Below are 25,183 nucleotides of genomic sequence, written 5' to 3' on the forward strand. Positions count from 1 at the left end.
ATTGATGGATAACCAGCGAACTTCACAATTTTCAGAAGACGAAAACGACACAAAGAGAATTAATGTTAGTGAAATTTTAAAACCATATATCCGAAAGTGGCCTTGGTTTATTATAAGTGCATTTATTGCTTTGGTAATAGGCTATATTTCATTGAAATTTATGGTTCCTGTATATGGTGTACAGTCTACAATTCTTATCAAAGATGCTAAAAATTCTTCTTCATCAGTAATGGCAAACGATTTGGGGGTCTTACCTGATTTATCAGGAATTGGAGGTCTTAAAACCAATAGTATAGCCAATGAAATAGAAGTTTTGAAGTCAAAAAAAATGATGAGTGAAGTCGTTAGCAGTTTAAGTCTTCAAACTAATATTACAGCAAAAGGAAAGATCAGAACCTTAGAGTTATATAAAGAAACTTCCCCTGTAGAAGTAAGAGTAATTGGAGAGAAGAAAGATAAAGGTGCTATAAATACAATTCTACTTGCAATCAATGGAGAGAAATTGACTTTGAGTAGTGAAAGCCTTAAAAAAGATATTGTAACAACTTATGGTAAGACAATAAGTTTACCATTTGCAAACATTATAATAACAAAAAACCCAAAATTTAACGCTGCAGAAGTTAAAGGCATAAACATAAGCAATCTGGTACTTCAGATATCTTCTCTGGAAGCTGCTGTAAATAGCCTTCAAGGCCCGCTTAATGTTGATCTTGTCAATAGAGAAACTACCGTACTAAAGCTTGCATATCAATATCCACAGATAGCAAAAGCAAAAGATATTATCAATAGTCTGGTAATAGCTTATAACAGCGATGCTATTGTAGACAAAAATTCAGAATCAAAAAAGACTTTAGATTTTATTGAAGATAGAATTAAAAAATTATCAGGAGAGCTGGGAGAAGTTGAAAATCAGAAAGAAAGTTTTAAATCGAAAAATAACCTTACTGATTTAGAAACGGAAGCTAAAATTAATTTAGAAAGTTCTGCAGCAGCCAGAGCCAAACAACTGGATGTGGATGCTCAGCTGGAACTTACAACAGCGCTTATAGGCTATGTTTCTAAACAAGGACAATATCAGGTTCTGCCTGCAAATGTAGGATTGAATAATCCTGAAGCAATATCAGGAATATCAGGATATAACCAACTTGTTTTACAGAGAAACAGATTACTTGAATCTGCTACACCAGAAAACCCTACTGTGGTAGATGTTACAAAACAAATTAACGCAATGCGTAGTTCCATTATGCAGACTCTCCAAAGAAATAGAGTGGGGCTGGAACTTGCAAAAAATGAATATTTAGGAGAACAAAATAAAGTTTCCGGGAAAATATCCAAACTTCCTTCTATCGAAAAAATGTTCAGAAGTATAGAAAGACAGCAGCAGATCAAAGAAAATCTGTACTTGCTTTTACTTCAAAAAAGGGAAGAGACTGCTATTGCACAATCTATTTTAGCTCCAAAAGCAAAAGTCCTGGATGCTGCATATGCTTCACCAGCTGCGATTTCTCCAAAGACCAATGTTATTTTGACGATTTATTTAGTAGCAGGTCTGTTAATTCCATTTATTATTATTTATTTAACAATGCTTTTCAATAATAAAATTGTTACAAAACATGATCTTGAGAAGCTTGTACATGCACCTATTATTGCTGAATTACCAAGTCTTGAAAAAGGAGATTCTGAGATCGTAAAAACGAATGATATTACTCCTATGGCGGAAGCATTTAGAATTCTTATTACTAATATGAATTTCATGCTTTCAAAAGATGGAAAAGGAAAAGTTGTATTTGTTACTTCTACAGTAAAAGGAGAAGGAAAAACCTTTACTTCTGTCAATTTAGCTTTAACATTGGCTAATCCTAAGAAAAAAGCAATTATCATAGGATCTGATATCAGAAATCCTCAGCTTCAAAGATATAACCCTGCTAGAAAAGGGCTTACCGGACTTACGGAATATCTTTATAATGACGATACAAAACTGCAAGATATCATTCATGTATCATCTTTTAATCCTCATCTGGATGTAATTTATTCAGGAATGATTCCTCCGAACCCGACAGAACTATTATCCAACGGTCGTTACGAGATTCTTTTAAGTGAATTGAAAGATAAATATGAGTATATAATCCTGGATACTGCACCATTGCTTCTTGTTACAGACACATTCCTTATTGCTGAACTTTCTGATATTACTATTTATGTATCCAGATCTAAATATACAGAAAAGGCATTGTTAGAATTTGCAAATAGCAATATCGATCAGAAAAAAATCAAAAATGTTGGATTCGTACTTAACGATGTAAATAGAGAAGATTTAGGATATAGTAACAAATATGGTTATGGTTATAACCAACATACAGAACAATCTTGGTTTCAAAAAATAAAAAATAAACTTAGTTAATGATAACAACATATAAAATAGCGGTTATAGGCCAGGGTTATGTAGGTCTACCTTTATCTCTTGAATTTGCAGATCACTATCCTGTCTTTGGATTTGATATCAATACACAGCGTGTCGATCAGCTTAACAACGGAAAAGATATAACGCTTGAAGCAGATGTTGATAAATTAAATAACGAACTGAAAAAATATAATGAATCTAATGGTTCTTTAGGATACAAAGCAACAAGCCTGTTGTCCGATATTTCTGAAGCTAATGTATTCATTGTAACAGTTCCTACCCCTATTGATAAATATAATGCTCCGGATCTGAATCCGTTGATTTCTGCCTCAAAAATGTTGGGAGAAATTATCAAAAAAGGAGATATTGTTATTTATGAATCTACAGTTTTTCCAGGATGTACAGAAGAAGAATGTGTACCAGTTCTTGAAAAATATTCAGGACTTCAGTTTAACGAAGACTTTTTTGTAGGATACTCTCCAGAAAGAATTAATCCGGGAGATAAAGTAAATACGCTTACCAGTGTTAAAAAAGTAACTTCAGGTTCTACGGAAAAGATTGCCGAAGAAGTTGATAATCTATATAAGAAAATCATTACAGCTGGAACGCATAAAGCACCCAGCATTAAAGTAGCAGAAGCTTCTAAAGCTATTGAAAACGCACAAAGAGACGTTAATATTTCTTTTGTGAACGAATTAGCTTTAATTTTCGATAGAGTAGGAATCGATACCAATGATGTATTGGAAGCAGCAGGTACAAAATATAATTTTCTTAAATATAAACCGGGATTAGTAGGAGGACATTGTATCTCCGTAGATCCTTATTACCTTGCACACAAAGCAGAACAATTAGGATACCACCCGGATGTTATCTTATCCGGAAGACGTGTAAACGATTCTATTGCAAAGTTTGTTGCAGCTAAAGTAGTGAAGCTTCTTATTGCAAAAGGTGGAGTGATCAAAAACTCTAATGCCTTGATTTTAGGAGTGACGTTCAAAGAGAACTGTCCGGATGTCAGAAACACTAAAGTTGTTGATATTTACAGAGAACTTGCTGATTATGGAGTAAATGTAGACATTTATGATCCGTGGGCAAGCAAAGAGGAAGTAAAACATGAATATGGAATTGATATTCTGGATACTCTGCAGGAAGGGAAAAAGTATGATTCTTTAGTTATTGCAGTATCTCATAACGAGTTTCTGGAAATGGATATGGATCAGCTTAAAAAAGAAAATGCTGTGGTTTTTGATACCAAAGCATGTTTAGACAGAAATCTGGTAGATGCAAGACTGTAACAGATAATGAACTATGATATTATAATCATTGGTGCAGGTTTGGTAGGATTGGCTACAGCCTATCAGACTAAGCTGAAAAATCCTGATTCTAAGATTTTAATTTTAGAAAAAGAAAACGATGTTGCATTGCACCAATCGGGACACAACAGCGGAGTTATCCATAGTGGAATTTATTATAAACCAGGCAGTCTTAAAGCAAAAAACTGTATCGAAGGATATAACTCAGTCATTAATTTTGCAGAGAAACATGGGATCAGATACGACCTTTGTGGTAAAATAATCGTAGCTACTTCACAGGAAGAATTGTCCCTTTTAGATAATATTTATAAAAGAGGGGTTGAAAACGGTCTGCAGGATTTAAAATACCTTTCAAGAGAAGAATTTCGTGAAATTGAACCTCATTGTGAGGGCGTAAAAGCAATCAAAGTTCCACAGACCGGAATTATCGACTATCCGGGAATAGCAAAAAAAATAAAAGAGCTTTTTGAAGAATTAGGAGGCGAAGTAAGATTCAACAATGAAGTAAAAAACATCATTGATAAAGGATCTGAAATTATTGTAAACACAAATATTTCCGAATTTAAAACCAAAAAGCTGATTTCCTGTGCAGGACTTTATTCTGATAAGATCACCAAAATGACCAACGAAAAAAACGATGTGGTCATTATTCCGTTCAGAGGAGAATATTATAAAATTAAGGATGAAAAAAAATATTTGGTAAAACATCTTATTTACCCGGTTCCTGATCCTAGTTTTCCGTTCCTTGGAGTGCACTTTACCAGAATGATTGATGGTAATATAGAAGCAGGGCCTAATGCAGTGCTTGCTTTCAAAAAGGAAGGGTACCATTTCTTTGATTTCAATTTCAACGAAACAATGCAGACCATGCTATGGCCTGGATTTAGAAAAATTGTTGCAAAATACGGGAAAACAGGAATGGGAGAAATGCACCGTTCACTTTCCAAATCCGCATTTACAAAAGCTTTACAGAAACTTTTACCGGAAATACAGGAAAATGACCTCGTAGCAGGAGGTTCAGGTGTAAGAGCGCAGGCTTGTGACAGAAATGGAGGACTAATTGATGATTTTGATATCGTGAAAAACGGAAACATCATTCACGTTAGAAATGCACCTTCTCCGGCAGCCACTTCCTGTCTTTCTATAGGAAATAAGATTAGTGAGCTTATCGTGAATTAAAATGCACCTCTACGTGCACTCAAAAAACTAAAGATATGAAAATTCAAATGGTTGACCTTAAAGGTCAATACCTGAAAATAAAAGAAGACGTAGATGCCGGTATCCAGGAATGTATAAACAATACAGCATTTATTAATGGTCCTGCTGTAAAAGAATTTCAACAGGATTTTGAAAAATATTTGGGTGTAAAACATGTTATTCCGTGTGCTAACGGAACAGACGCTCTTCAAATTGCCATGATGGCACTTGATCTGCAGCCCGGTGACGAAATTATCTGCCCGGCTTTCACTTATGTAGCTACAGCTGAAGTTATTGGTCTTTTAGGATTAAAACCGGTAATGGTAGATGTAAACGAAGATACTTTTGATATTGAGCTGGAAGATTTACAAAAATATCTGACACCCAATACCAAAGCAATTGTTCCCGTTCATTTATATGGCCAAAGTGCCAATATGGAAAAGATTCTTGAATTTGCAAAAAAGCACAACCTTTTTGTTATAGAGGATAATGCTCAGGCAATTGGTTCTGATTATACTTTTTCTGATGGAACCTTCAAAAAAACAGGAACTATAGGCCATATCGGATGTACCTCATTTTTTCCATCGAAAAACCTTGGTTGCTATGGTGATGGAGGTGCATTAATGACGAATGATGATGATCTGGCTTTAAAAATCAGAATGATTGCTAATCATGGTCAGGAAAAGAAATACTATCATAAAGTTTTAGGCTGTAATTCCAGATTGGATACAATTCAGGCAGCCATTTTAAAAGTAAAATTAAAACATCTGGACGAATACTCTGCCGCCAGAAATAGGATGGCTGATTATTATGATAAAAATCTTGCAGGTATTGCCGAAATTCAAACTCCTAAAAGAGCTGAAAACTCTACCCATGTATTCCATCAGTATACCCTTAGAGTAAAAAATGGGAAAAGAGATGAACTACAAAAATACTTGGCAGAAAAGAATATTCCAAGTATGATATATTACCCTTTGCCCCTTTACAAACAAGAAGCTTTTCTTCGATATGTAGAAGAAGGTTTTAGTCTTCCTGTTACGGAGCAGCTTTGCACCGAAGTGATTTCCCTTCCCGTACATACAGAGTTTGATCAGGAAGTATTGGATGTTATTGTTACAGAAATTAAGAATTATTTTAATTAATATAAAGCAGATATGTCAGATTTTTTTGCACACGAAACAGCTGTTATTGATGAAGGTTGCCAGATAGGGACCGGAACGAAAGTTTGGCATTTTTCACACCTTATGACCGGATGCGTTTTGGGAGAAAAATGTAATATAGGACAAAACGTTGTTATTTCTCCGAAAGTAGTGTTAGGAAAGAATGTAAAAGTTCAGAATAATGTTTCTATTTATGAAGGAGTAATATGTGACGATGATGTCTTTTTAGGTCCTTCAATGGTTTTTACCAACGTAATAAATCCTAGAAGTGCCGTAAACAGAAAAAGTGAATATCTGAAAACACATGTGGGAAAAGGTGCATCTATAGGAGCTAATGCAACCATTGTCTGTGGACATAATATAGGTCAGTATGCTTTTATTGGAGCAGGAGCTGTAGTTACAAAAGAAGTGCCGGATTATGCGTTGGTGGTAGGAAACCCTGCCAGACAAATGGGATGGATGAGTGAGTTTGGGCAAAGACTTCAATTTGATGCAGAAAATATTGCCGTTTGTGAAGAAAGTGGAGAAAAATACAAATTAGAAAATAACAAAGTTTCTAAAATTTAAAAACAAACAAATGAGTGAAAAAATCAAATTTGCAGTAGTTGGCTGCGGGCATATTGGAAAAAGACATGCCGAAATGATCTCAAGAAATGAGGAATGTGAATTGGTTGGATTAATCGATGTTAAAGATAAATCTGTACTGGGCATTGAAAATTATGAAGTTCCCTTTTTTGCTTCACTGGATGAATTTCTGGCTTCCGGGATTGAAGTAGATGTTATCAATATTGCATCTCCAAACGGATTCCACTTTGAACAATCTTATAAAGTGATAGATGCAGGAAAGCACGTTGTGGTAGAAAAACCAATGGCTCTGAAAAAACAACATGCCGAAAAACTTATTTTTCAGGCATTGCACAAGCATAAGCAAGTTTTCGCAGTGATGCAAAACAGATACTCTCCACCTTCTGCATGGGTAAAAGAAATGGTAGAGAGCGGGAAACTTGGGAAAATATATATGGTTCAGCTTAATTGCTACTGGAACCGTGATGATCGATATTATAAACCGGAATCATGGCATGGAAAGAAAGAGCTGGATGGAGGAACTTTATTTACTCAGTTTTCTCACTTTATAGATATTATGTACTGGTTATTCGGTGATATTACCAATATTCAGGCGAAATTTGCAGATTTTAATCACGAAACGCTTACTGATTTTGAAGACTCAGGGTTCGTCAGCTTTGATTTTGTAGACGGAGGAATGGGATCATTAAATTATTCTACTTCAGTGTGGAATCAGAATCTTGAAAGCTCTATGACAATTATTGCAGAACATGGAGCCGTGAAAATCGGAGGACAGTACATGGATAAAGTAGAAGTTTGCAATATAAAAGACTATGTAATGCCGGAATTAGCTCCAACAAATCCTGGAAATGATTATGGTGCTTACAAAGGATCTGCAGCCAATCACCATTTTATCATTGAAAATGTTGTAGATGTATTAAAAGGAAGAAATACTATCACTACTAATGCTTTAGAAGGGCTTAAAGTGGTGGATATTATTGAGAGAATATATGATAAAAAGTAGAAAATTTTCATAATATTAAAAAAATTTTGGTAACAAGTAATTATTTCCTGGAAATACTTTCAGATAATCTGTTGCAGGATTGGGTGGGTAATATTTTTAGAGAGAGATTTGATGTAGATGTTCAGGTTGAGCTTTCAGAGGATCATTTTTGTTTGAATTTTTCTCAAAACAGCCATTTTGTAACTATTAACTTTACAGATAATGGAAGACAAGCATTTTTCAATAAAGAAAATGCCTTCACTTATGTGTCTGGAGAATCTATTTCAAAAACAACAGGACTGAAAATCCCAAATGAAAATTTAGTTTTATTTGGAGTTTCGGAAATAGACTGGTTTATCAGAAAAGAAAATAATGTTTTTACAATAAATTATGACTTCATATCATATATGGTATGGTCCCTCAATAGATTAGAGGAATATGGAGTGAATTCTGAAGATAAACATTCCAGATTTGAGTTGAAAAATTCTCATTTATTCAAGGGTGAATTATACTTGAGGCCAATAGTTGATGAGTGGATTTATTTTATTGGAAGTATTCTTTTAGCCTCTGATATTGATTGCAAACAAAATATGTTTTCTTATGAAGTTAGTCACGATGTGGATCAAATATCAAGATATATTAGTGTCCCAAAAATTAAAGTTATCATACTTTTTCTGATAGATTTAGTGAAAAGACCACAATTGGTTGTTTCTTATTTTACAAATAGAAAATTTTTTTTTGATAAGGAGGCATCCAATACATTTGACTGGATTATGGATGTTTCAGATAAACATGGTATAACCAGTAAGTTTTATTTTATTCCGGACAATACCTCTTTTAAATTTGACTTCAGATATAACTACACCAATTTTGTAAAACGCCTTATTAAAAAAATTAATAATAGAGGCCACGAAGTAGGTATTCATTACAGTTACAGTGCCTCATCAAAATTCAATATTAAGACTGAATGGATGAAGCTCAGAACAATTTTATCTGAATTGAACATTCCTACAGAAATGGGGGGAAGAATGCATTATTTAAGAATTAATTTTCTCGAAACGCTAAGACAAATTTCTGCGGTTGGGCAGAAGTATGACAATACCTTAACCTTCCACGAAACAGGTGGTTTTAGATGTGGAACATGTTTTCCTTATAAACCGTTTGACATCTATAATAAATCAGTTCTAAATGTAGAAATAAGACCTTTAATTATAATGGAAGGAAGTGTTCTGGATTATTCTAAAATAAAAATGGATGATGATAAAGCTCTTAATTATGTCAAAAAAATAGTTCTTCAGTGTTATAAAGTAGGAGGTAGATTTTCATTACTTTGGCATAATGATGAATTTGAAAATGAAAAAAAGAAAGAACTATACTGTCAGATCCTCGAATTTTGTTCAACCCTGAATAACACCAAGCAAGTATGAGAATTTTGATAACGGATGCAAATTACAAAAACTCTATAGCAATACAGCGGGAATTATATAGAGACAAAATGCATGAGGTTTTTGCTACAGACAAAGAAGCCGTTTTTTTTACTAAAAGATTGGGGTATTGTAAAGATTATATTGTGGGGGATTTGGAAGAATCAGTCAGACAGATTAACCCCGAATTTATAATTCCTGTAGGGAGTGAAGCCGTAAAGATATGCTCTGAAAAATATAGAGAATTATGTTTAATACCTACAAAAGAGAGTCTTGAAATAGCATTAAATAAAGATAAAATGGTAATTTTGAACTCTCTTAGAGATGTAAATTATCCTGAATGCAGGTTATTTTCAAATCTGGAAGAGTTAAAGCTATATAGTAGAGATAAGAATTGTGTTGTTAAATCAAGCAATGAAAGCCTAGCTAAATTTGACCCGTTATATGTAAAATTAGGTTCTGAATCCGAATTCGGGAAAATAGAAAAATACTTGTCAGGGGGAGTAAAACTATTAATGCAGGAACAGGTATCGGGAGTAGGCAGAGGTTTTTTTTGTATTGCTAAAGAAGGTAAAATCATTAGCTATTACATGCATCAACGCATTAGAGAAATACCAGTTACAGGGGGATCTAGTACAGCGGCCAAGTCTATTTTTTGTGAAAAAATGTTTAATATATCTAAACAGATCATAGAATATTTAAATTGGTCCGGCCCATTAATGATTGAGTATAAATATGATGAGCAGAAAGAGCAATATTATTTAATTGAGTTAAATCCCAAATTTTGGGGTTCATTAGATTTATCTTATGCAGTAGGACTCAATTTTGGAAAAACGTTGATTGAAGCTTATTCAAATAATGTAGAAGAACAAACTGAAAAGAAATATGAAGTGGGAAAAAAGTTCTTCTGGGTTTTAGATGGAGATCTTTTGGTTTTAATTAAAACAGGAAAACTGAATAAAATAAAAGAATATTTTTATAAGGATTCTTATACGAACTTGTTTGAAAACTTTTTCGTTGATTCAATCAAATTAATATGGACCATAAAGAAAATTTTCTCAAAGTAAATAAAATGAAAAAGGGAATTTTTCATTTTCACAGTACCTATTCCTATGATGGAATAAATACAATTGAAAAAATAGTTAAAACAATAAAAGATAAAAAACTTGATTTTGTTGTTTTAACTGATCATGAGACCATAAAAGGAAGTTTAGAGCTTCAAAGAAAAATAAAAGAACAAAATCTGAATGTAGAGATACCTACTGCTGCAGAATATAAAACGGATCGGGGAGATGTAATTGCATTAAATGTAAAGAATGAAATTACAGATATGAAATGGGAAGAGTTTTATAAAAATGCAAAAGAACAAAATGCAATACTGATTTTACCACATCCATATGATGGACATACCCAAATAGAAGAATTGGCTCAGGCTGTGGACGTTATAGAAGTGTTTAACGCCAGATCATCAGTTATTAATAACTACAAGTCTTATCTGTTGGCTCTAAAATATAAAAAACCTGTAATTTGGAGCTCTGATTCTCATATTCCTCAATCTCTCTTAAATGTTGTGGTAGGATATGAGAAAAATGATTTAATGTTTCATGAAGCATTAACAAACGGCGAAATTGCTCCATTATTTCTTAAAAAAAGTTCAGTGTTAGATATTTTTTTATCACAACTCAAAAAAGCATATGTAAACAAAAATTTTAAATTGTTTGTATATATTGTATATAAAACTCTTTTTAAGAGAACTAAAGAAGATTATTTAAATTTATGAAAAGAAAAATAATATCTTTTTTAGGGAGCAATATATTATCTCAATTAATATTACTGATTGCAGTTCCATTAACCGGAAGAATTTATTCTGATTACGAAATTGGAGTTCTGTCCTTTATTTTATCAATTTCTGCTCCATTGGCATATTTTTATACTTTGTCCTACAACAAAGCAATCATGTTACCAGCAAAGAGCGAGGAATATAGTATGCTGTATGCTGTTTCCATTTTTTTAAGTATAACCATCTCATTAATTTCCTTTTTCGTTATACTTATTTCAATGCTATTTTTTGATATAGATTACTATTTTTTAATTGTACCATTGGTTGCGTTTAGTCAATCTTTATATAGTGCATCAAAAGATATTCTTATAAAAAAAGGTTTGTTGAATGTTGTAAGTAAATCAATGATATTAAACTCTGTGTTTGCAGTTATCATTATACTTTCTGGTTATTATATAAAACTATCATACTGGGTTTTGGTATTATCTTATGTGATACCAAATTTTTTAGCAACTATATTTATCTTGTTTTATCTCAAAATACAAAGAAGGAATTTTGTTTACAGAGAGTTTTATAACATTATAATAAAATATAAATCCTTTCCATTGCACCAGATGCCAGCTTATTTTATTAATACTTTTAATGCAGAGCTGCCTAGTTTTTTTATAAAGCATTATTTTGGAGAAGCTATTTTGGGGAATTATTTCATGGCTTCTAAAATTGTGAATAAACCATTAAGTTTAATATCTGAAAGTTTAAATGGGTTAATCTACAAGGATTTGTCAGAAACCAATAAAGCTAAACTTAATAAGAAAATGAATACCTACGTTGGATTATTATTTTTAGTTTCTTTGTTATTTGCTATAGTATATTTAATTTTTGGTGAATATTTTTTCTCTTTAATTTTTGACATCAATAAATGGAGAAAAGCCTTTGATATGAGTAAAATAATAATTTTCACCACTATTATTTCTGCATCTTTTTCTCATTACTCAAGCGGTGTATTGGTTAAGCGGAAAAATAAAATTTTTCTCGTTTGGGAGGTAATTACTACTTTAGTTTTGCTTGTTTCATTTTTTTTAGGAAAGAGCTCTACAATAGATTTATTTATTTGGATTTATGTAGGAGTAATTCTATTTAGATATTTATTACTTTCTTTACTATTTAATAAGTCTTGATTTTTTTGTTGCTATGAAGTATTTTACACTACTAATATTTTTTATTATATATAAATTATCTTTAGATTATCTCTATGTTAATTCAATATCTGTACATTACGGATATCTTGGTTATGAAAGAGAATTTAGTCATACAATTAATAATCTTTCTTACGTTGCAATATTATTTTATACTTATTTTTTTAAAAAGATTTTAGAGAAAGATACTCCTGCAAGTTTAATTCTTATGGTGATATATCTCTTATACTTTTTACCGAATTTAACTTTTTGCGTATATACCAATAATTTTGAGTTCTTCTTGTATAGTGTTATATATTGTGCCATGCTCTTTTTGTTTTATATAAGATATGGAAAAGTAGAATATTATAAAATTTTTGATAACTCTCAATCGATGATTTTATTTAAAATTTTGCTGTATACGGTGGTGCTGATGATGATCGTTTTCTCCGTTATATATAATGGTTTTAGTATTAAGTTTGATTTTGAAGAAGTATATGAAATACGAGCGAAAGTCAGTGAATTAAACATGCCGTCGTTTATCAATTATCTCCGTCCGATAGCAAGTATGTTCATTACCATTTCTTTTATGTATTATCTGATACAAAAAAATGTTTTTTTGAGCTGTGTATTTTTCTTCTTTGGTTTAATGATGTATTCCTTTGGTGCACATAAAACGGATTTTGTATTATTGATATTGACCATACTTATTTATTTTTTTTATAAGAAAGAATATAATAAGTATCTCCTGCATGCATTTATTGGCTTCAACATTATTTTGATATTTTTTGTCGAATTTGGAAGTGAGAGTGTTCAGATCAGTATTGCTGGTCTTTATTCAAGAACCTATTTTACACCTACGCTATTAGCCTATTTTCATTACGATTACTTTTCTACTCATGAATTACTTTATCTCAGAGAGCATTTCGGACATTGGTTTGAAAGCACTGTAAATCATAAGAATAATTCTCCTTATATAATAGCAGCAACCTATTTTAATGACCCGGATATGTCTTCCAATACAGGTTTGATTGGAAGTGATTATGCACAATTTGGATGGGTTTCCCTTCTGGTATTTCCACTTTTGAGAGCTTTTTTCTTCAGAGTATTTGATATGTCAAGCTTTAAATTAGATGCAAGAATATATTTGATTTCTAGTTTTTCTTTCGGAGCCTTATTTATCAATGGAGCTTTTTTTACGGCACTTATTTCAGGTGGGTTTTTAGCCGTTTGCTTTTTACTTTATTTAATGCCTAGATATAAAAAAAATGAATAAAAAAATACTTCATCTTTCGCCTACAGATATCCGATATGATAGTAGGATATTAAAAGAGCTGAAGGCTGTCCGGAAAATTGAAAATACCACCTTGGTTGCTTATGGTATTGATGATTCTGAAGGACATAAATACGAAACAGAACATATGCCTTTTATTAAGGTGTTCAATATCGCTACAAAAAATCTGAAATTTTTACCAAGACCTGTCAGATATTTTCTTAATCTTATAGAAGCATTTATTAGAATGGTTTTTCCTGGGATTAAATATAAACCGGATGTCATTCATTGTCATGATACCCTGTATTTACCCATAGCTAAAATGATCAAATTATTTTGTGGATCAAAACTGATCTATGATGCCCATGAACTTGAATCAGATAAGGCAGGTCAATCAAAAATACTTTCAAAGTATACTCTTTTCATTGAAAAAATGTTGTGGAAAGATATTGATATCCTGATTAGTGTGAGCCCTTCAATTATTGACTGGTATGATGAGCATCTTGGGAAAAAGGAAAGTGTATTAATATTAAATTCTCCTTTGCTTGATCCTTCTCAGAAAGAAAATATTAAAAATAATTATCTCAGAGAAAAATTTAATATTCCTGAAGGGAAAAAAATTTTTTTATACCTGGGAATAATAAGTGAAGTAGGAAGAGGTGTAAATTTGTATCTTGATGTTTTCCAAAGAAAAGAAGTAGATTCCCATATTGTTTTTATTGGTTATGGTGAATATGTTGATGAAATTAAAAAAATAGCACTCAATAATGATAATATTCATTACCATCCAGCAGTTCCGCATCATCAGGTAGTAGAGGTGTCTACATCCGCAGATGTAGGGCTTTGTCTGGTGGAAGCAGTCTCTTTAAGTGATTATTATTGCTTACCGAATAAATTATTTGAATATGCCTTTTCAGAATTATATATTTTAGCATCAGATTTCCCTGATATCAAAAAAATTGTTGCTGAATATAATTTAGGAAAATGTAGTAGCTTGGATGCTGAAAATTTATTTGAAATCGTAAAAGATGTTGAGCATTTAGATTTGAATAATAGGGTGAAAAAAGACCTTTACCCGCTTAGTTGGAACTTTCAGGAAAGTGAGTTACTAAAAATGTATAATGATATTTTAAAAAATAAAGAATAAATAATAAAGACAAATGTGTGGAATTTTTGGAGTCGTATCAAAGACTCATATCAACAAACAGAAGTTTCAAACTCTGGTAAAACATTCTGAGCAAAGAGGAGTGGATTCCAGTGGTTTGATCTATTATCAAAATAATCACTATAAGGTAAACAGAGCAGATTATAGTATTGAAAAATTACTGAACAAAGTACAGCCGTATAATAATAATATTGTGCTGGGACATAGTAGGTTAATTACTAATGGTCTGGGGGACAATCAGCCAGTGGTGAGAGGAAATATATGTGCTATACACAACGGTATCATTGTAAATGAAGATGAAGTTTGGAGTAAATTATCAGTAAGCAGACAACTGAAGATTGATTCCGAGGCTATTGTAGCCATTGCAGAAGAATTTCTTAGCAACAAGGAGAACAAAATTGAAGATCTTTCTAAAGAAATACTTTCTCTATGTAGGGGAGTTATTGCATGTGCTCTTGTGTTACCAGAAAAAGGGAAATTGCTTCTTTTCTCCAATAACGGAAGTTTATACGTGGGGTACAATGAAGATAAAACTTATTTTGCTTCAGAAAATTATGGGCTTAAAATTATTGGCTGTGAGAATATCAGTCAGATAAAAGATGAAGCTATGATTATTGACATCCCTGTGTCAGAAGAAAACCTGAATATTGTAGATGAGAAAAGCAGAGTAGAAAATTTGATTCCTGAATTTAAATTTAATACAATTGAAGAGGGCTTATTGGAATACAAAAAGATAAGCATCAAAAGATGTACAAAATGTATACTGCCGGAAACAATGCCTTTTATAAAATTTGATGAAGCAGGAGTATGCAATTACTGTAAAAATTATAAACCAAGAAATAATCCTAAACCGAAAGAAGAATTATTTAAACTGGTTGAACCTTACAGAAGAAAAGGAAAAGAATTAGATTGTATCGTTCCTTTCTCAGGAGGTAGAGACAGCTGCTATGGATTACATCTTATTGTAAAAGAGCTGGAAATGAAGCCCGTTACATATACCTATGATTGGGGAATGGTAACAGATCTTGGCCGAAGAAATATCAGCCGTATGTGTGCAGATCTTGGGGTAGAAAACATTATTGTAGCTGCCGATATTTCACTCAAAAGAAAGAATATCAGAATGAACCTTGAAGCATGGCTTAAAGCTCCGCATTTAGGGATGATGGCAATGCTTACAGCAGGAGATAAACATTTCTTCAGATATGTAGAAGATATCAAGAAACAAACAGGAATTAACCTAAATCTTTGGGGGGTGAATCCGTTGGAAGTGACCCACTTTAAAACAGGATTTCTTGATATTGAACCTGATTTTGAAGAAAAAAGAGTATACAGCCATGGTGCTATGAAACAGCTGAGATACCACTCTAAAAGATTCAGAGCGATGATGCAGAGTCCGGGATATTTCAATAGTTCACTTTGGGATACGCTTTCAGGAGAATATTACCGTAGTTTTACTGATAAACAGGATTACTATCATATTTTTGATTACTGGAGATGGGATGAAGAGCAGGTAGATGATACACTTTTAAATCATTATGATTGGGAAAAAGCAATAGACACCACTACTACCTGGAGAATCGGAGATGGTACAGCAGCTTTTTATAATTATGTATATTATACCGTAGCCGGTTTTACAGAACATGATACATTCAGAAGTAATCAGATCAGAGAAGGACAAATGACAAGAGAAAGAGCTTTAGAACTTGTCGAAATAGAGAATGCTCCACGTTATCAGAACATCAGATGGTATCTAGATACTTTAGGACTGGATTTTGAACGTGTGATAAAAATCGTTAACAATATTCCAAAATTGTATAAGCAATAATTGATACTAATTATTAAATGCCTATTTATAGATGAAAAATTTATTAATTTATAAACTGAGGTTTATTTTTATTTATTTGTTTTGTACCATCAGCATTTGCACGGTGGTACAAGCATCTGTAAATAAAGCTTCATTAATATCGGTTGAGCCTGTATTCAGACAGCAAAATCTGAAAACGACAGAAATCGTTAATCTCATCAACCATTACAATGATATTTTTGCTTCCGAAACAAAAATGGCAAATTGGCCCAATGCAGCTTATGATTGTGCTGCTTTTTTATATATTCCGATACAATATGGTTATGATACGAAAAATCAGGAAATTATAAAAAGGCTGCAGGTACTTTTTACTTATGAAAGGCTGCTTACCATAAAGAATAGAGCAGATATAGATGATTTAAGTAAAAGAACTTTCTATTTTACAGTTTCCGAATATCTTAGAAGAAGTGGAATACGTGGTGATGCCGAAAAGACAAAAATGTTTAATTTCATCAAAAAAGAGATATTAAACTATTGGAACAATGCCTATGCAAATATTTGGGAAGCTGAATCCAGGAAATTCTATGGAGTAAAACAAAGAGTAGAGTTTTTGCTGACTGGTGAATATAATGGAGATATGAGCTATTATAGTGCATTTACTGATCTTGAGCTTTATATTATGGGAACAGGAGTTAGTCTTTCACTTATAGAAAAAGATGCCTCACTTACCGCTACAAGGGATTTGATAAACATTAAAAATTCTTTTTATAAGGTAATGCAGAAAAAAGTAGTATTCCAGGATAATGTATGGTATTTGCAGCCCAATGTCTGGAAAGATCACCCCAATTTTCAGGATGTGGTCTTAAAAAAGAATCAAAATGTTAATTGGGATGCATCTCATTTTTCAAGAATGCCGGCTTATCTCCATATTCTGAAATTAGCATTTCAGTCTGATACTACAAAATTTCAATATTTAGATAAACTTAATACTCTGCTTTCGAGGCAATTATTGAATAATATTGCAATGTATAACCCTAAAGACGGGATTTACACCTTCAATAATTTTGTCGATGGGAATAACAGTAATTTTAGAAGTAATCTTAAAAAAGGAGATAAGGGATTATCACCTTCTGAGGATTATACACATATTTTTTATGGATGGTGGAAGATGCTCAATACAAATGAGGTAAATATGATGTATGATAAAATTTCACTTAAATATTCATATTATTCCAATCAAAATCCTTTTATCAACGATAATAAAGGGTATTTTCAAGAAATTGTAAACTTAAAATAAACACATACATACTGATGAATATCTGGCTGATTTCCAAATATGCCTCACCACCACAATACGCAAAAGTTCCGTCACGTTTGTTTTATTTGGCAAGAGAATTTAAAAGACAGGGGAATAATACCCTCATGATAACTTCAGATTCCAATCATTTTACCAACTGTCCTGAAACTGACAAAATCTATAATGATGAAGAGCAGGATGGAGTAGCCATAAGATGGATTAAAACAAAAAAATATACTAAAACAGCATCTATAGATAGGATTTTATCATGGTTTGATTTTGAAAGAAAGCTATTTTCCATGAAACTTTCCAGGATGACAAAACCTGATGTGATTATTGTTTCGTCACTTTCTATTTTTACTATTATTTATGGTTATTATCTGAAAAAGAAATTTGGAAGTTTCTTAGTTTTTGAAATCCGTGATATCTGGCCTTTAACGATGACAGAAGAAGCCGGTTTTTCCAAATCACATCCTCTTGTTTTACTGATAGGATTTATAGAAAAGTTTGGATACAGGAAAGCTGATCTGGTTGCAGGCACAATGCCAAGGCTGGATTTACACGTAGAAGAATTATTGGGCTATAAAAAACCTTTCCATTGCTCTCCATTAGGATTTGATCCTGAAAATTATTCTGAAGAATTCCTGAAAGAGAAAAATCCGTTTTTAGAGATAATACTGTCAGGTAAAGTAATTGTTGGCTATGCCGGAAGTATGGGAGTTACCAATGCATTGGAACCATTTATTGAAACCATACAGATGATGAAGGAAGATCATAATATCCATTTTGTACTTGTTGGAAGTGGTGATCTCAGAGAATCTTACGAAGAGCAGTTAAAAGATTGTTCCAATGTTACATTTTTACAAAGAATCCAGCAAAGTGAAGTTAAATATTTTCTTGAAGCTTGCGATATTCTGTATCTATCTACTAAAGATTCAAAAGTGTGGGACTACGGACAATCTATGAATAAAGTGGTAGAATATATGTTGGCTGCAAAACCGATTATTGCTTCGTATACAGGATATCCTTCTATGATAAATGAAGCGGATTGTGGTAAATTTATCAACAGTACTTCTGCAGAAGATATCAAAAATGCAATCTTATATTATGCCAATATGAGCTCAGAAGAAAGAATTGCGATAGGTGATAGAGGCAGAAAATGGATTTTTGAAAACAGAACGTATCCGGTATTAGGGAAACAATATATGGATGCTATTTTATTTCATTCCCTAAAGCAAAAGAAGTAGCTTTGCACTGGCTGAAATAAATAATAGGCTATTTTGAAAATTACTATTAATAATAATTTCATTGATAAACTATTCCTGTTGTCTGTTATGGTGGGAAATACTATCGCCATTTCTTTTGCAAAACCTTTGGGAATGGACCCCAGGAATTTTTCTGTCCCCTATAGAATATTAATCATTCTATTTTCTTTATTAATCATCTATAGAGAAAGAAGAAATATTAATCTTAAAAATATTTCAATAATAAGCCTTGCAGGATTCTGGATTTTTTACATCATCAAGCTTATCTATTCGTTTAATAATTATTCGTTTGATCAGGATGTACTATTATCAAAGAATGAAGATATTTTCAGGATCTTATTTATAATCCTTTTGCCAAGTTTTGCATTATTATGTATTAATTACAGTAAAGTAGACTTCAAGAGTATAACAAATTATTGTATCACTATTTTATGTGGTCTTCTCGTTGTCAACTATATATATGGTTTTATAACATTGGATCATATTTTTAGTACATACTATATTATGTATGGGCATATAGGAGCCTCATTGTTTATCATATCGTTATTTTTGCTTCTGTTTTGTAAAAAAGATTATAATTCATTTTTTTTATTTTTCAGTCTTTCTTTAGGCCTCTTCAATGTGATTCAATCTATGGCAAGAAGTCCGTTATTAGCTGTTTTCATGTGTTTTTTTTATATGGTTCTTTTAAAAGGAAATAAAAAATACTTATTATATATAATTACATTGGTTTTATTATTCATAGGCTTGGTCATTTTACATGAATATTATGGAAATGAGCAAATAACAAGCTTTAACAGAATATATAAATGGGTTGCACATGGCGATACATCAGGAAGAGGACCTTTATACAGCAGAGCTATTGATATCTTTAATTCAAATCGCTTTTTAGGTGGAAGGATTTTATATGAGGATGGGGTTCATCCGCATAACATCTTTTTAGAACTTTTAATGGCTACGGGTATTTTAGGGTTAATTATTTATTTCCTGAAGTTTTTACCTGTTTTAAAAAATGCTGCTTTATTTTTGAAGATTCAAAAGGGAAATATATACTATAAACTGATTTTTGCGTTATTTTTGCAATACTTTACCTTAGTACAGACTTCCTGCAATCTTTTCAATATACCGGAATTTTTGTACTTTAGCTCAATAATTATAGGTATTGGTTATACAGTAAAAACACAGGAAATTTAAAAAAATATTTATAAAAAGTATATGATGACTGATACACTTAATTTCTAAAAATGTACAAAAATTATTTAAAGAGGATTTTCGACTTTGTAGTTGCTCTCGTAGGAGTTACCCTTCTGCTTCCAATTTTTCTTATCGTAATGATTGGATTGTTTATTTCCAATAATGGTAAACCATTTTTCTTTCAACAAAGACCTGGTAGAAACGGTAAGATCTTTAAAATTATAAAGTTTAAAACAATGAATGATAAAAAGGATTCTAACGGAAACCTTTTATCAGATGCAGAAAGATTAACAGCAATAGGCTCTTTCGTCCGTAAAACATCTTTGGATGAAATTCCACAATTAATCAATGTCTTAAAGGGAGATATGTCACTTATTGGACCAAGACCTCTTTTGGTTCAGTATTTACCTCTATATAATGAACATCAGGCCAGAAGGCATGACGTGAGACCAGGAATCACAGGTTGGGCGCAAGTAAATGGTAGAAATGCAATATCATGGAATCAAAAATTTGATTACGATGTATGGTATGTAGAAAATATATCATTGATGTTAGATGTGAAAATCTTCTTTTTAACTGCTAAAAAAGTTTTTATAAGAGAAGGAGTTTCTGCTGATGGGCATGTAACCATAGAACCCTTTCAGGGAAATTAATTGATCATTATGTATTTATTTGGAGCAAGTGGACACGGAAAAGTAATTGCAGATATTGCAATGGCTAATGACATAAAGATTAAGGCATTCATAGATCAAGATATCACTAAAAATGAATGCTATGGCTTTCCTGTATTAAATAATTTACCTGACGATAAGGAAAAACTGATTATTTCAATCGGAAATAATTTTACTCGAAAAAAAATATCGGAACAAATTAACAATGAGATAGGTATCTTAATACACCCAAAATCTATAATTTCGGACTCTGTAAAGATTGAACCAGGAACAGTAGTAATGGGTGGCGTAGTGATCAATGCTGATACCACTGTTGGTAAACATTGTATTATCAATACCAATGCCTCTGTAGATCATGATTGTGTGATTGAAGATTTCGTTCATATCTCACCCAATTCGGCACTTGCAGGAGGAGTGGAAATTGGAGAAGGTTCTCAGATTGGAATCGGTGCGTCGGTAATACAAGGAATTAAAGTAGGAAAATGGTGTGTAATAGGTGCCGGAGCGGTAATTATTAATGACATTCCTGATTATTCAGTTGTAGTGGGAAATCCCGGTAGAATTATTAAGAAAAATATTATATAAACAAATTACTAATCAAAAATATGAATACTAAAATCTGGTTGTCCTCACCCCACATGGGAGGTAACGAACAAAAATATATCAACGAAGCATTTGAAGAAAACTGGGTAGCGCCATTAGGACCTAATGTTGACGGATTTGAAAAAGATTTGGAGCAGTTTTTAGGTGAAAATGCAAAAGTTGCTGTTCTTTCTGCGGGTACTGCAGCATTGCACCTTGCGCTTATTGAATGCGGAGTACAGCATGGTGATGAGGTTATTTGCCAGTCAATGACTTTCTCAGCATCAGCTAATCCTATTGCGTACTGTGGAGGAATTCCTGTTTTTGTAGACAGCGAATCGGATACCTGGAATATGTGTTCGAAAGCTTTAAAAGAAGCCATTGAAGACAGAATTCAAAAAGGAACAAAACCCAAAGCTATCATTGTAGTTCATTTGTATGGTATGCCGGCAAAAATGGATGAAATTACAGCTATTGCTCAGGAGTTCCAGATTCCTGTTATAGAAGATGCCGCGGAAGCTCTGGGTTCTACTTACAAAGGGCAGGCGTGTGGAACATTCGGACGTTTTGGAGTATTAAGCTTTAATGGTAACAAAATTATTACCACATCAGGAGGAGGAGCTTTAGTTTGTCATACTCAGGAAGATAAAGATAAAACAGTTTTCCTTTCTACTCAGGCAAGAGATAATGCACCTCACTACCAGCATTCACATATTGGTTTCAACTATAGAATGAGCAATATTGTTGCAGGAATAGGAAGAGGGCAGATGGAAGTACTTAAAGACAGAGTGGAAGCCCGTAGAGCAATGCATGATTTCTATTTTGATATCTTCAAAAATATTGAAGGAGTAACAGTATTCTCTGAGCCTGGAAACGATTTTTATTCAAACCACTGGTTATCTGCCATTATTGTTGATCCGCAGGTTACAGGAAAAAACAGAGAAGGTTTAAGGCTTGCGTTTTTAGAAGATAATATAGAATCAAGACCGCTTTGGAAGCCGATGCACCTACAGCCGGTTTTTGAATCCTCTCCTTATTACGGAGGAAAAATTTCTGAAAATCTGTTTGATAACGGATTGTGTCTTCCCTCAGGGTCTAACTTGTCAGATGATGACAGAGAAAGAATAGCAAACGTAATCCGTAGCTACTTCGGAGTTTAATATCATTGAATTTAATGAATCAGTATAAATATTGGAAAGTGGTTTTTGATTTTATCTTAGCGGTATTATTGACCCTCTTTCTCATGCCGGTACTGATTATTTTATTCGTGATTGCAAGTCTCGACACATCGTCAAATGGAATTTTTTTTCAGACCCGGATAGGACAGTATGGGAAGCCATTCATCATATTTAAATTTAAAACAATTCATGACAAGAAAAGAGTGTGCTCCAGAATTGGACAGATACTCAGGAAATTCAAATTTGATGAATTTCCGCAATTGTTTAATATTTTAAAAGGAGATATGAGTTTTGTAGGCCCCAGACCGGATATTGAAGGGTATTACGATAAACTTGCTGGAGCGGATGGAAAAGTTCTGGAATTAAAACCAGGATTAACCTGTGAAGCAAGCATTAAATATAGTGATGAAGAAAATCTTCTGAACAGCCAGAAGAATCCGTTGGAGTATAATGATGAAATATTATTTCCGAACAAAGTAAAAATGAATCTTGATTATTACGAAAATATGTCTTTCAAAAATGATACAAAGATTTTATTTAAAACAATAATAACCATATTGAAATAGAGTTTTTTTACTATTATGAAAATTAAAGAAACCCCGCTTAAAGATTGCTATATCATAGAGCCTACCATATTTGAAGATGAGAGAGGCTACTTCTTTGAAAAGTTCAACGAAAAAAAATTCGAAGAACTGACAGGAATGAACGGTCACTTTGTACAGGATAATATTTCCAAATCTTCTTTTGGAGTATTGAGAGGGCTGCATCTTCAGAAAGGTGAGCACGCACAGGCAAAACTGGTATCATGCCTGGAAGGTAGTGTATGGGATGTTGCTGTAGACCTTAGAGAGGATTCTCCTACTTTCGGAGAATGGTTCGGAATAGAGCTTACCGCAGAAAATAAACTACAGCTTTATGTGCCAAGAGGTTTTGGACACGGATTTGCAGTACTGAGTACTCACGCTGTATTTTCCTATAAATGTGACAATTTTTATAACAAAGAATCAGAAGGCAGCGTAAAGTTCAATGATCCCGATCTTGATATTGATTGGAAAGTTGATGAAAAAGATGCTATACTTTCGGAAAAAGACCAGAACGCTCCTGGATTTAAAGACAAAAACTTTTAAAATATATCACTGAAAACCACTTTTATAAGGTGGTTTTCATTTTTTAATTCTTAACTCTTCAATATTTTGTATCTTTGCAGACTCAAAATCAAAACGATGCGTACAAAATCTGTAGGGAAGAAGAAAATCAATGTAGTCACTCTTGGGTGTTCCAAGAATGTATATGATTCTGAAGTATTAATGAGCCAGCTGAAAGCTAACGGCAAAGAAGTGGTTCATGAAGACCGTGGTGACATTGTTGTAATCAATACCTGCGGATTTATTGATAATGCTAAAGAAGAATCTATCAATACCATCCTTGATTATGTGGATGCTAAAAATAGAGGTGAAGTTGAAAAAGTATTCGTTACAGGATGTTTGTCAGAAAGATATAAGCCGGATTTGATAAAAGAAATTCCGGATGTAGACCAATATTTTGGGACAAGAGACCTTCCGATGCTGCTGAAACATCTTGGAGCAGATTATAAACATGAACTGGTAGGAGAAAGGCTTACAACCACTCCAAAACATTATGCATACCTTAAAATTTCAGAAGGTTGCGACAGACCATGTTCTTTCTGTGCGATCCCATTGATGAGAGGAGGCCATATGTCTACCCCTATCGAAAAACTGGTTTTAGAAGCTCAGAAACTGGCGAAAAAAGGAACAAAAGAATTAATTCTTATTGCACAAGATCTTACTTACTACGGTCTTGACCTTTATAAAAAAAGAGCGTTAGGAGATCTTTTAAAAGAATTGGTGAAGGTAGAAGGAGTAGAGTGGATTCGTCTTCATTATGCTTTTCCTAGCGGTTTCCCGGAAGATGTTCTCGATATTATCCGTGAAGAACCTAAAGTTTGTAACTATATAGATATCCCTCTTCAGCATATCAATTCTGATTTGTTGAAATCAATGAAGAGAGGAACTACCCATGAAAAAACAGATGCTCTTTTAGGCAAATTCAGAGAAAAAGTTCCGGATATGGCGATCAGAACAACTCTTATTGTTGGATATCCTGGTGAAACAGAAGAAAGATTCCAGGAACTTAAAGACTGGGTAAGAGAGCAGAAGTTTGACAGATTAGGATGCTTTACGTATTCTCATGAAGAGAATACTACAGCTTATGTATTGGAAGATGATATTCCACAAGAAGTAAAAGAGGCAAGAGTAGAAGAAATCATGGAACTGCAGTCTCAGATTTCATGGGAAAAGAACCAGGAAAAAATAGGTAAGATATTCAGATGCATTTTTGACCGTAAAGAGGGGAATTATTTTGTAGGAAGAACGGAGTATGATTCACCAGATGTGGACAATACCGTTTTGGTTTCTGCTGAAGATACCTATATCTCCATAGGTGAATTTGCAGAGGTGAAAATTACTTCAGCAGAAGAGTTTGACTTATACGGAGAATTAGTCTAGCTAAATGCTTACTAATCAATTAAAAATAAGATTTATAAATTAAATTATTAATAAAAATTAACGTAGAATTTTCTCGGGAGTCTATTTTTATTTTATTGATAATCAATTTGTTAATATTTTGCATAATTAAGATTTTTTAATTTTCTATTATAAAGTATATAAATTTGAAAATTATATCTTAAATTTGCGCAAGAAGCAATGTTTTTAAATTA

The 25,183-nt window shown here is 32.7% G+C and carries 22 protein-coding genes; all 22 read left to right on the forward strand.

Translation table 11 applies throughout. The features are described from left to right. Nucleotides 1–4 precede the first annotated feature (4 nt). The 22 genes from GFU89_RS08890 to rimO all read left to right on the forward strand — a co-directional run bounded on the left by GFU89_RS08890 (nucleotide 5) and on the right by rimO (nucleotide 24,971). The gene (locus GFU89_RS08890) at nucleotides 5–2,401 is read left to right on the forward strand and encodes a polysaccharide biosynthesis tyrosine autokinase (protein ID WP_318846788.1); all 2,397 of its coding nucleotides are present in this window, start codon (nucleotides 5–7) and stop codon (nucleotides 2,399–2,401) included. Further along, a complete protein-coding gene (locus GFU89_RS08895) occupies nucleotides 2,401–3,696 on the forward strand; it encodes a nucleotide sugar dehydrogenase (protein ID WP_318846789.1) in 1,296 nt (431 codons plus the stop codon). Before GFU89_RS08890 ends, GFU89_RS08895 begins: the two co-directional genes overlap by 1 nt. Nucleotides 3,697–3,702: 6 nt before the next feature. Beyond that, on the forward strand, nucleotides 3,703–4,893 hold the full coding sequence (gene lhgO / locus GFU89_RS08900) for an L-2-hydroxyglutarate oxidase (RefSeq protein ID WP_318846790.1): 1,191 nt from the start codon (nucleotides 3,703–3,705) through the stop codon (nucleotides 4,891–4,893). A 35-nt stretch (nucleotides 4,894–4,928) separates the two neighbouring features. Beyond that, nucleotides 4,929–6,053, forward strand: coding sequence for a DegT/DnrJ/EryC1/StrS family aminotransferase (locus tag GFU89_RS08905; RefSeq protein ID WP_318846791.1), 1,125 nt, complete (start codon nucleotides 4,929–4,931; stop codon nucleotides 6,051–6,053). Between the two features lie 12 nt (nucleotides 6,054–6,065). Continuing rightward, nucleotides 6,066–6,638, forward strand: a complete 573-nt coding sequence (locus GFU89_RS08910) for an acyltransferase (RefSeq protein ID WP_318846792.1) — start codon at nucleotides 6,066–6,068, stop codon at nucleotides 6,636–6,638. A gap of 10 nt (nucleotides 6,639–6,648) precedes the next feature. Continuing rightward, nucleotides 6,649–7,659, forward strand: a complete 1,011-nt coding sequence (locus GFU89_RS08915) for a Gfo/Idh/MocA family oxidoreductase (RefSeq protein WP_318846793.1) — start codon at nucleotides 6,649–6,651, stop codon at nucleotides 7,657–7,659. Nucleotides 7,660–7,685: 26 nt separating this feature from the next. After that, entirely contained in the window at nucleotides 7,686–9,065 is a 1,380-nt protein-coding gene (locus GFU89_RS08920) for a polysaccharide deacetylase family protein (RefSeq protein ID WP_318846794.1), read from the forward strand. Further along, entirely contained in the window at nucleotides 9,062–10,129 is a 1,068-nt protein-coding gene (locus GFU89_RS08925; protein ID WP_318846795.1) for an ATP-grasp domain-containing protein, read from the forward strand. Before GFU89_RS08920 ends, GFU89_RS08925 begins: the two co-directional genes overlap by 4 nt. Then, entirely contained in the window at nucleotides 10,099–10,842 is a 744-nt protein-coding gene (locus tag GFU89_RS08930) for a PHP domain-containing protein (RefSeq protein ID WP_318846796.1), read from the forward strand. The genes GFU89_RS08925 and GFU89_RS08930 overlap by 31 nt, the downstream gene beginning before the upstream one ends. Further along, nucleotides 10,839–12,020 carry a lipopolysaccharide biosynthesis protein gene (locus tag GFU89_RS08935; protein ID WP_318846797.1) on the forward strand — a complete coding sequence of 394 codons (1,182 nt, stop codon included), beginning with the start codon at nucleotides 10,839–10,841 and terminating at the stop codon, nucleotides 12,018–12,020. Before GFU89_RS08930 ends, GFU89_RS08935 begins: the two co-directional genes overlap by 4 nt. 391 nt (nucleotides 12,021–12,411) lie before the next feature. Beyond that, entirely contained in the window at nucleotides 12,412–13,293 is an 882-nt protein-coding gene (locus tag GFU89_RS08940; protein ID WP_318846798.1) for a hypothetical protein, read from the forward strand. Continuing rightward, nucleotides 13,286–14,437 carry a glycosyltransferase gene (locus GFU89_RS08945; RefSeq protein ID WP_318846799.1) on the forward strand — a complete coding sequence of 384 codons (1,152 nt, stop codon included), beginning with the start codon at nucleotides 13,286–13,288 and terminating at the stop codon, nucleotides 14,435–14,437. The genes GFU89_RS08940 and GFU89_RS08945 overlap by 8 nt, the downstream gene beginning before the upstream one ends. Nucleotides 14,438–14,450: 13 nt before the next feature. Further along, complete coding sequence (locus GFU89_RS08950) at nucleotides 14,451–16,280, forward strand: hypothetical protein (protein ID WP_318846800.1); 1,830 nt, start codon at nucleotides 14,451–14,453, stop codon at nucleotides 16,278–16,280. A 31-nt stretch (nucleotides 16,281–16,311) separates the two neighbouring features. Then, complete coding sequence (locus GFU89_RS08955) at nucleotides 16,312–17,556, forward strand: hypothetical protein (protein WP_318846801.1); 1,245 nt, start codon at nucleotides 16,312–16,314, stop codon at nucleotides 17,554–17,556. 14 nt (nucleotides 17,557–17,570) lie between these two features. Next, the gene (locus GFU89_RS08960) at nucleotides 17,571–18,803 is read left to right on the forward strand and encodes a glycosyltransferase family 4 protein (protein ID WP_318846802.1); all 1,233 of its coding nucleotides are present in this window, start codon (nucleotides 17,571–17,573) and stop codon (nucleotides 18,801–18,803) included. A 33-nt stretch (nucleotides 18,804–18,836) separates the two neighbouring features. Beyond that, a complete protein-coding gene (locus GFU89_RS08965; RefSeq protein WP_318846803.1) occupies nucleotides 18,837–20,015 on the forward strand; it encodes an O-antigen ligase family protein in 1,179 nt (392 codons plus the stop codon). Nucleotides 20,016–20,065: 50 nt separating this feature from the next. Continuing rightward, nucleotides 20,066–20,668 carry a sugar transferase gene (locus tag GFU89_RS08970; RefSeq protein ID WP_318846804.1) on the forward strand — a complete coding sequence of 201 codons (603 nt, stop codon included), beginning with the start codon at nucleotides 20,066–20,068 and terminating at the stop codon, nucleotides 20,666–20,668. A gap of 9 nt (nucleotides 20,669–20,677) precedes the next feature. Beyond that, nucleotides 20,678–21,271, forward strand: coding sequence for an acetyltransferase (locus GFU89_RS08975; RefSeq protein WP_318846805.1), 594 nt, complete (start codon nucleotides 20,678–20,680; stop codon nucleotides 21,269–21,271). A gap of 20 nt (nucleotides 21,272–21,291) precedes the next feature. Continuing rightward, nucleotides 21,292–22,428 (forward strand): aminotransferase class I/II-fold pyridoxal phosphate-dependent enzyme, encoded by a 1,137-nt coding sequence (locus GFU89_RS08980; RefSeq protein WP_318846806.1) that lies wholly within the window; start codon nucleotides 21,292–21,294, stop codon nucleotides 22,426–22,428. Between the two features lie 14 nt (nucleotides 22,429–22,442). After that, on the forward strand, nucleotides 22,443–23,012 hold the full coding sequence (locus GFU89_RS08985; RefSeq protein ID WP_318846807.1) for a sugar transferase: 570 nt from the start codon (nucleotides 22,443–22,445) through the stop codon (nucleotides 23,010–23,012). 15 nt (nucleotides 23,013–23,027) lie between these two features. Continuing rightward, nucleotides 23,028–23,573 (forward strand): dTDP-4-dehydrorhamnose 3,5-epimerase, encoded by a 546-nt coding sequence (rfbC, locus tag GFU89_RS08990; RefSeq protein ID WP_318846808.1) that lies wholly within the window; start codon nucleotides 23,028–23,030, stop codon nucleotides 23,571–23,573. A gap of 96 nt (nucleotides 23,574–23,669) precedes the next feature. Further along, complete coding sequence (gene rimO / locus GFU89_RS08995) at nucleotides 23,670–24,971, forward strand: 30S ribosomal protein S12 methylthiotransferase RimO (RefSeq protein ID WP_318846809.1); 1,302 nt, start codon at nucleotides 23,670–23,672, stop codon at nucleotides 24,969–24,971. Nucleotides 24,972–25,183 lie beyond the last annotated feature (212 nt).

Origin of the sequence: Chryseobacterium sp. JV558 (assembly GCF_033712365.1) — a bacterium.
Lineage (GTDB): Bacteria > Bacteroidota > Bacteroidia > Flavobacteriales > Weeksellaceae > Chryseobacterium.

What these genes read in the sequence shown, in the direction of transcription:
- GFU89_RS08890 (WP_318846788.1), top strand. Translation starts at nt 5, where the DNA reads ATGGATAACCAGCGAACTTCACAATTTTCAGAAGACGAAAACGACACA.
- GFU89_RS08895 (WP_318846789.1), top strand. Translation starts at nt 2,401, where the DNA reads ATGATAACAACATATAAAATAGCGGTTATAGGCCAGGGTTATGTAGGT.
- lhgO (WP_318846790.1), top strand. Translation starts at nt 3,703, where the DNA reads ATGAACTATGATATTATAATCATTGGTGCAGGTTTGGTAGGATTGGCT.
- GFU89_RS08905 (WP_318846791.1), top strand. Translation starts at nt 4,929, where the DNA reads ATGAAAATTCAAATGGTTGACCTTAAAGGTCAATACCTGAAAATAAAA.
- GFU89_RS08910 (WP_318846792.1), top strand. Translation starts at nt 6,066, where the DNA reads ATGTCAGATTTTTTTGCACACGAAACAGCTGTTATTGATGAAGGTTGC.
- GFU89_RS08915 (WP_318846793.1), top strand. Translation starts at nt 6,649, where the DNA reads ATGAGTGAAAAAATCAAATTTGCAGTAGTTGGCTGCGGGCATATTGGA.
- GFU89_RS08925 (WP_318846795.1), top strand. Translation starts at nt 9,062, where the DNA reads ATGAGAATTTTGATAACGGATGCAAATTACAAAAACTCTATAGCAATA.
- GFU89_RS08930 (WP_318846796.1), top strand. Translation starts at nt 10,099, where the DNA reads ATGGACCATAAAGAAAATTTTCTCAAAGTAAATAAAATGAAAAAGGGA.
- GFU89_RS08935 (WP_318846797.1), top strand. Translation starts at nt 10,839, where the DNA reads ATGAAAAGAAAAATAATATCTTTTTTAGGGAGCAATATATTATCTCAA.
- GFU89_RS08940 (WP_318846798.1), top strand. Translation starts at nt 12,412, where the DNA reads ATGATTTTATTTAAAATTTTGCTGTATACGGTGGTGCTGATGATGATC.
- GFU89_RS08945 (WP_318846799.1), top strand. Translation starts at nt 13,286, where the DNA reads ATGAATAAAAAAATACTTCATCTTTCGCCTACAGATATCCGATATGAT.
- GFU89_RS08950 (WP_318846800.1), top strand. Translation starts at nt 14,451, where the DNA reads ATGTGTGGAATTTTTGGAGTCGTATCAAAGACTCATATCAACAAACAG.
- GFU89_RS08955 (WP_318846801.1), top strand. Translation starts at nt 16,312, where the DNA reads ATGAAAAATTTATTAATTTATAAACTGAGGTTTATTTTTATTTATTTG.
- GFU89_RS08960 (WP_318846802.1), top strand. Translation starts at nt 17,571, where the DNA reads ATGAATATCTGGCTGATTTCCAAATATGCCTCACCACCACAATACGCA.
- GFU89_RS08970 (WP_318846804.1), top strand. Translation starts at nt 20,066, where the DNA reads ATGTACAAAAATTATTTAAAGAGGATTTTCGACTTTGTAGTTGCTCTC.
- GFU89_RS08975 (WP_318846805.1), top strand. Translation starts at nt 20,678, where the DNA reads ATGTATTTATTTGGAGCAAGTGGACACGGAAAAGTAATTGCAGATATT.
- GFU89_RS08980 (WP_318846806.1), top strand. Translation starts at nt 21,292, where the DNA reads ATGAATACTAAAATCTGGTTGTCCTCACCCCACATGGGAGGTAACGAA.
- GFU89_RS08985 (WP_318846807.1), top strand. Translation starts at nt 22,443, where the DNA reads ATGAATCAGTATAAATATTGGAAAGTGGTTTTTGATTTTATCTTAGCG.
- rfbC (WP_318846808.1), top strand. Translation starts at nt 23,028, where the DNA reads ATGAAAATTAAAGAAACCCCGCTTAAAGATTGCTATATCATAGAGCCT.
- rimO (WP_318846809.1), top strand. Translation starts at nt 23,670, where the DNA reads ATGCGTACAAAATCTGTAGGGAAGAAGAAAATCAATGTAGTCACTCTT.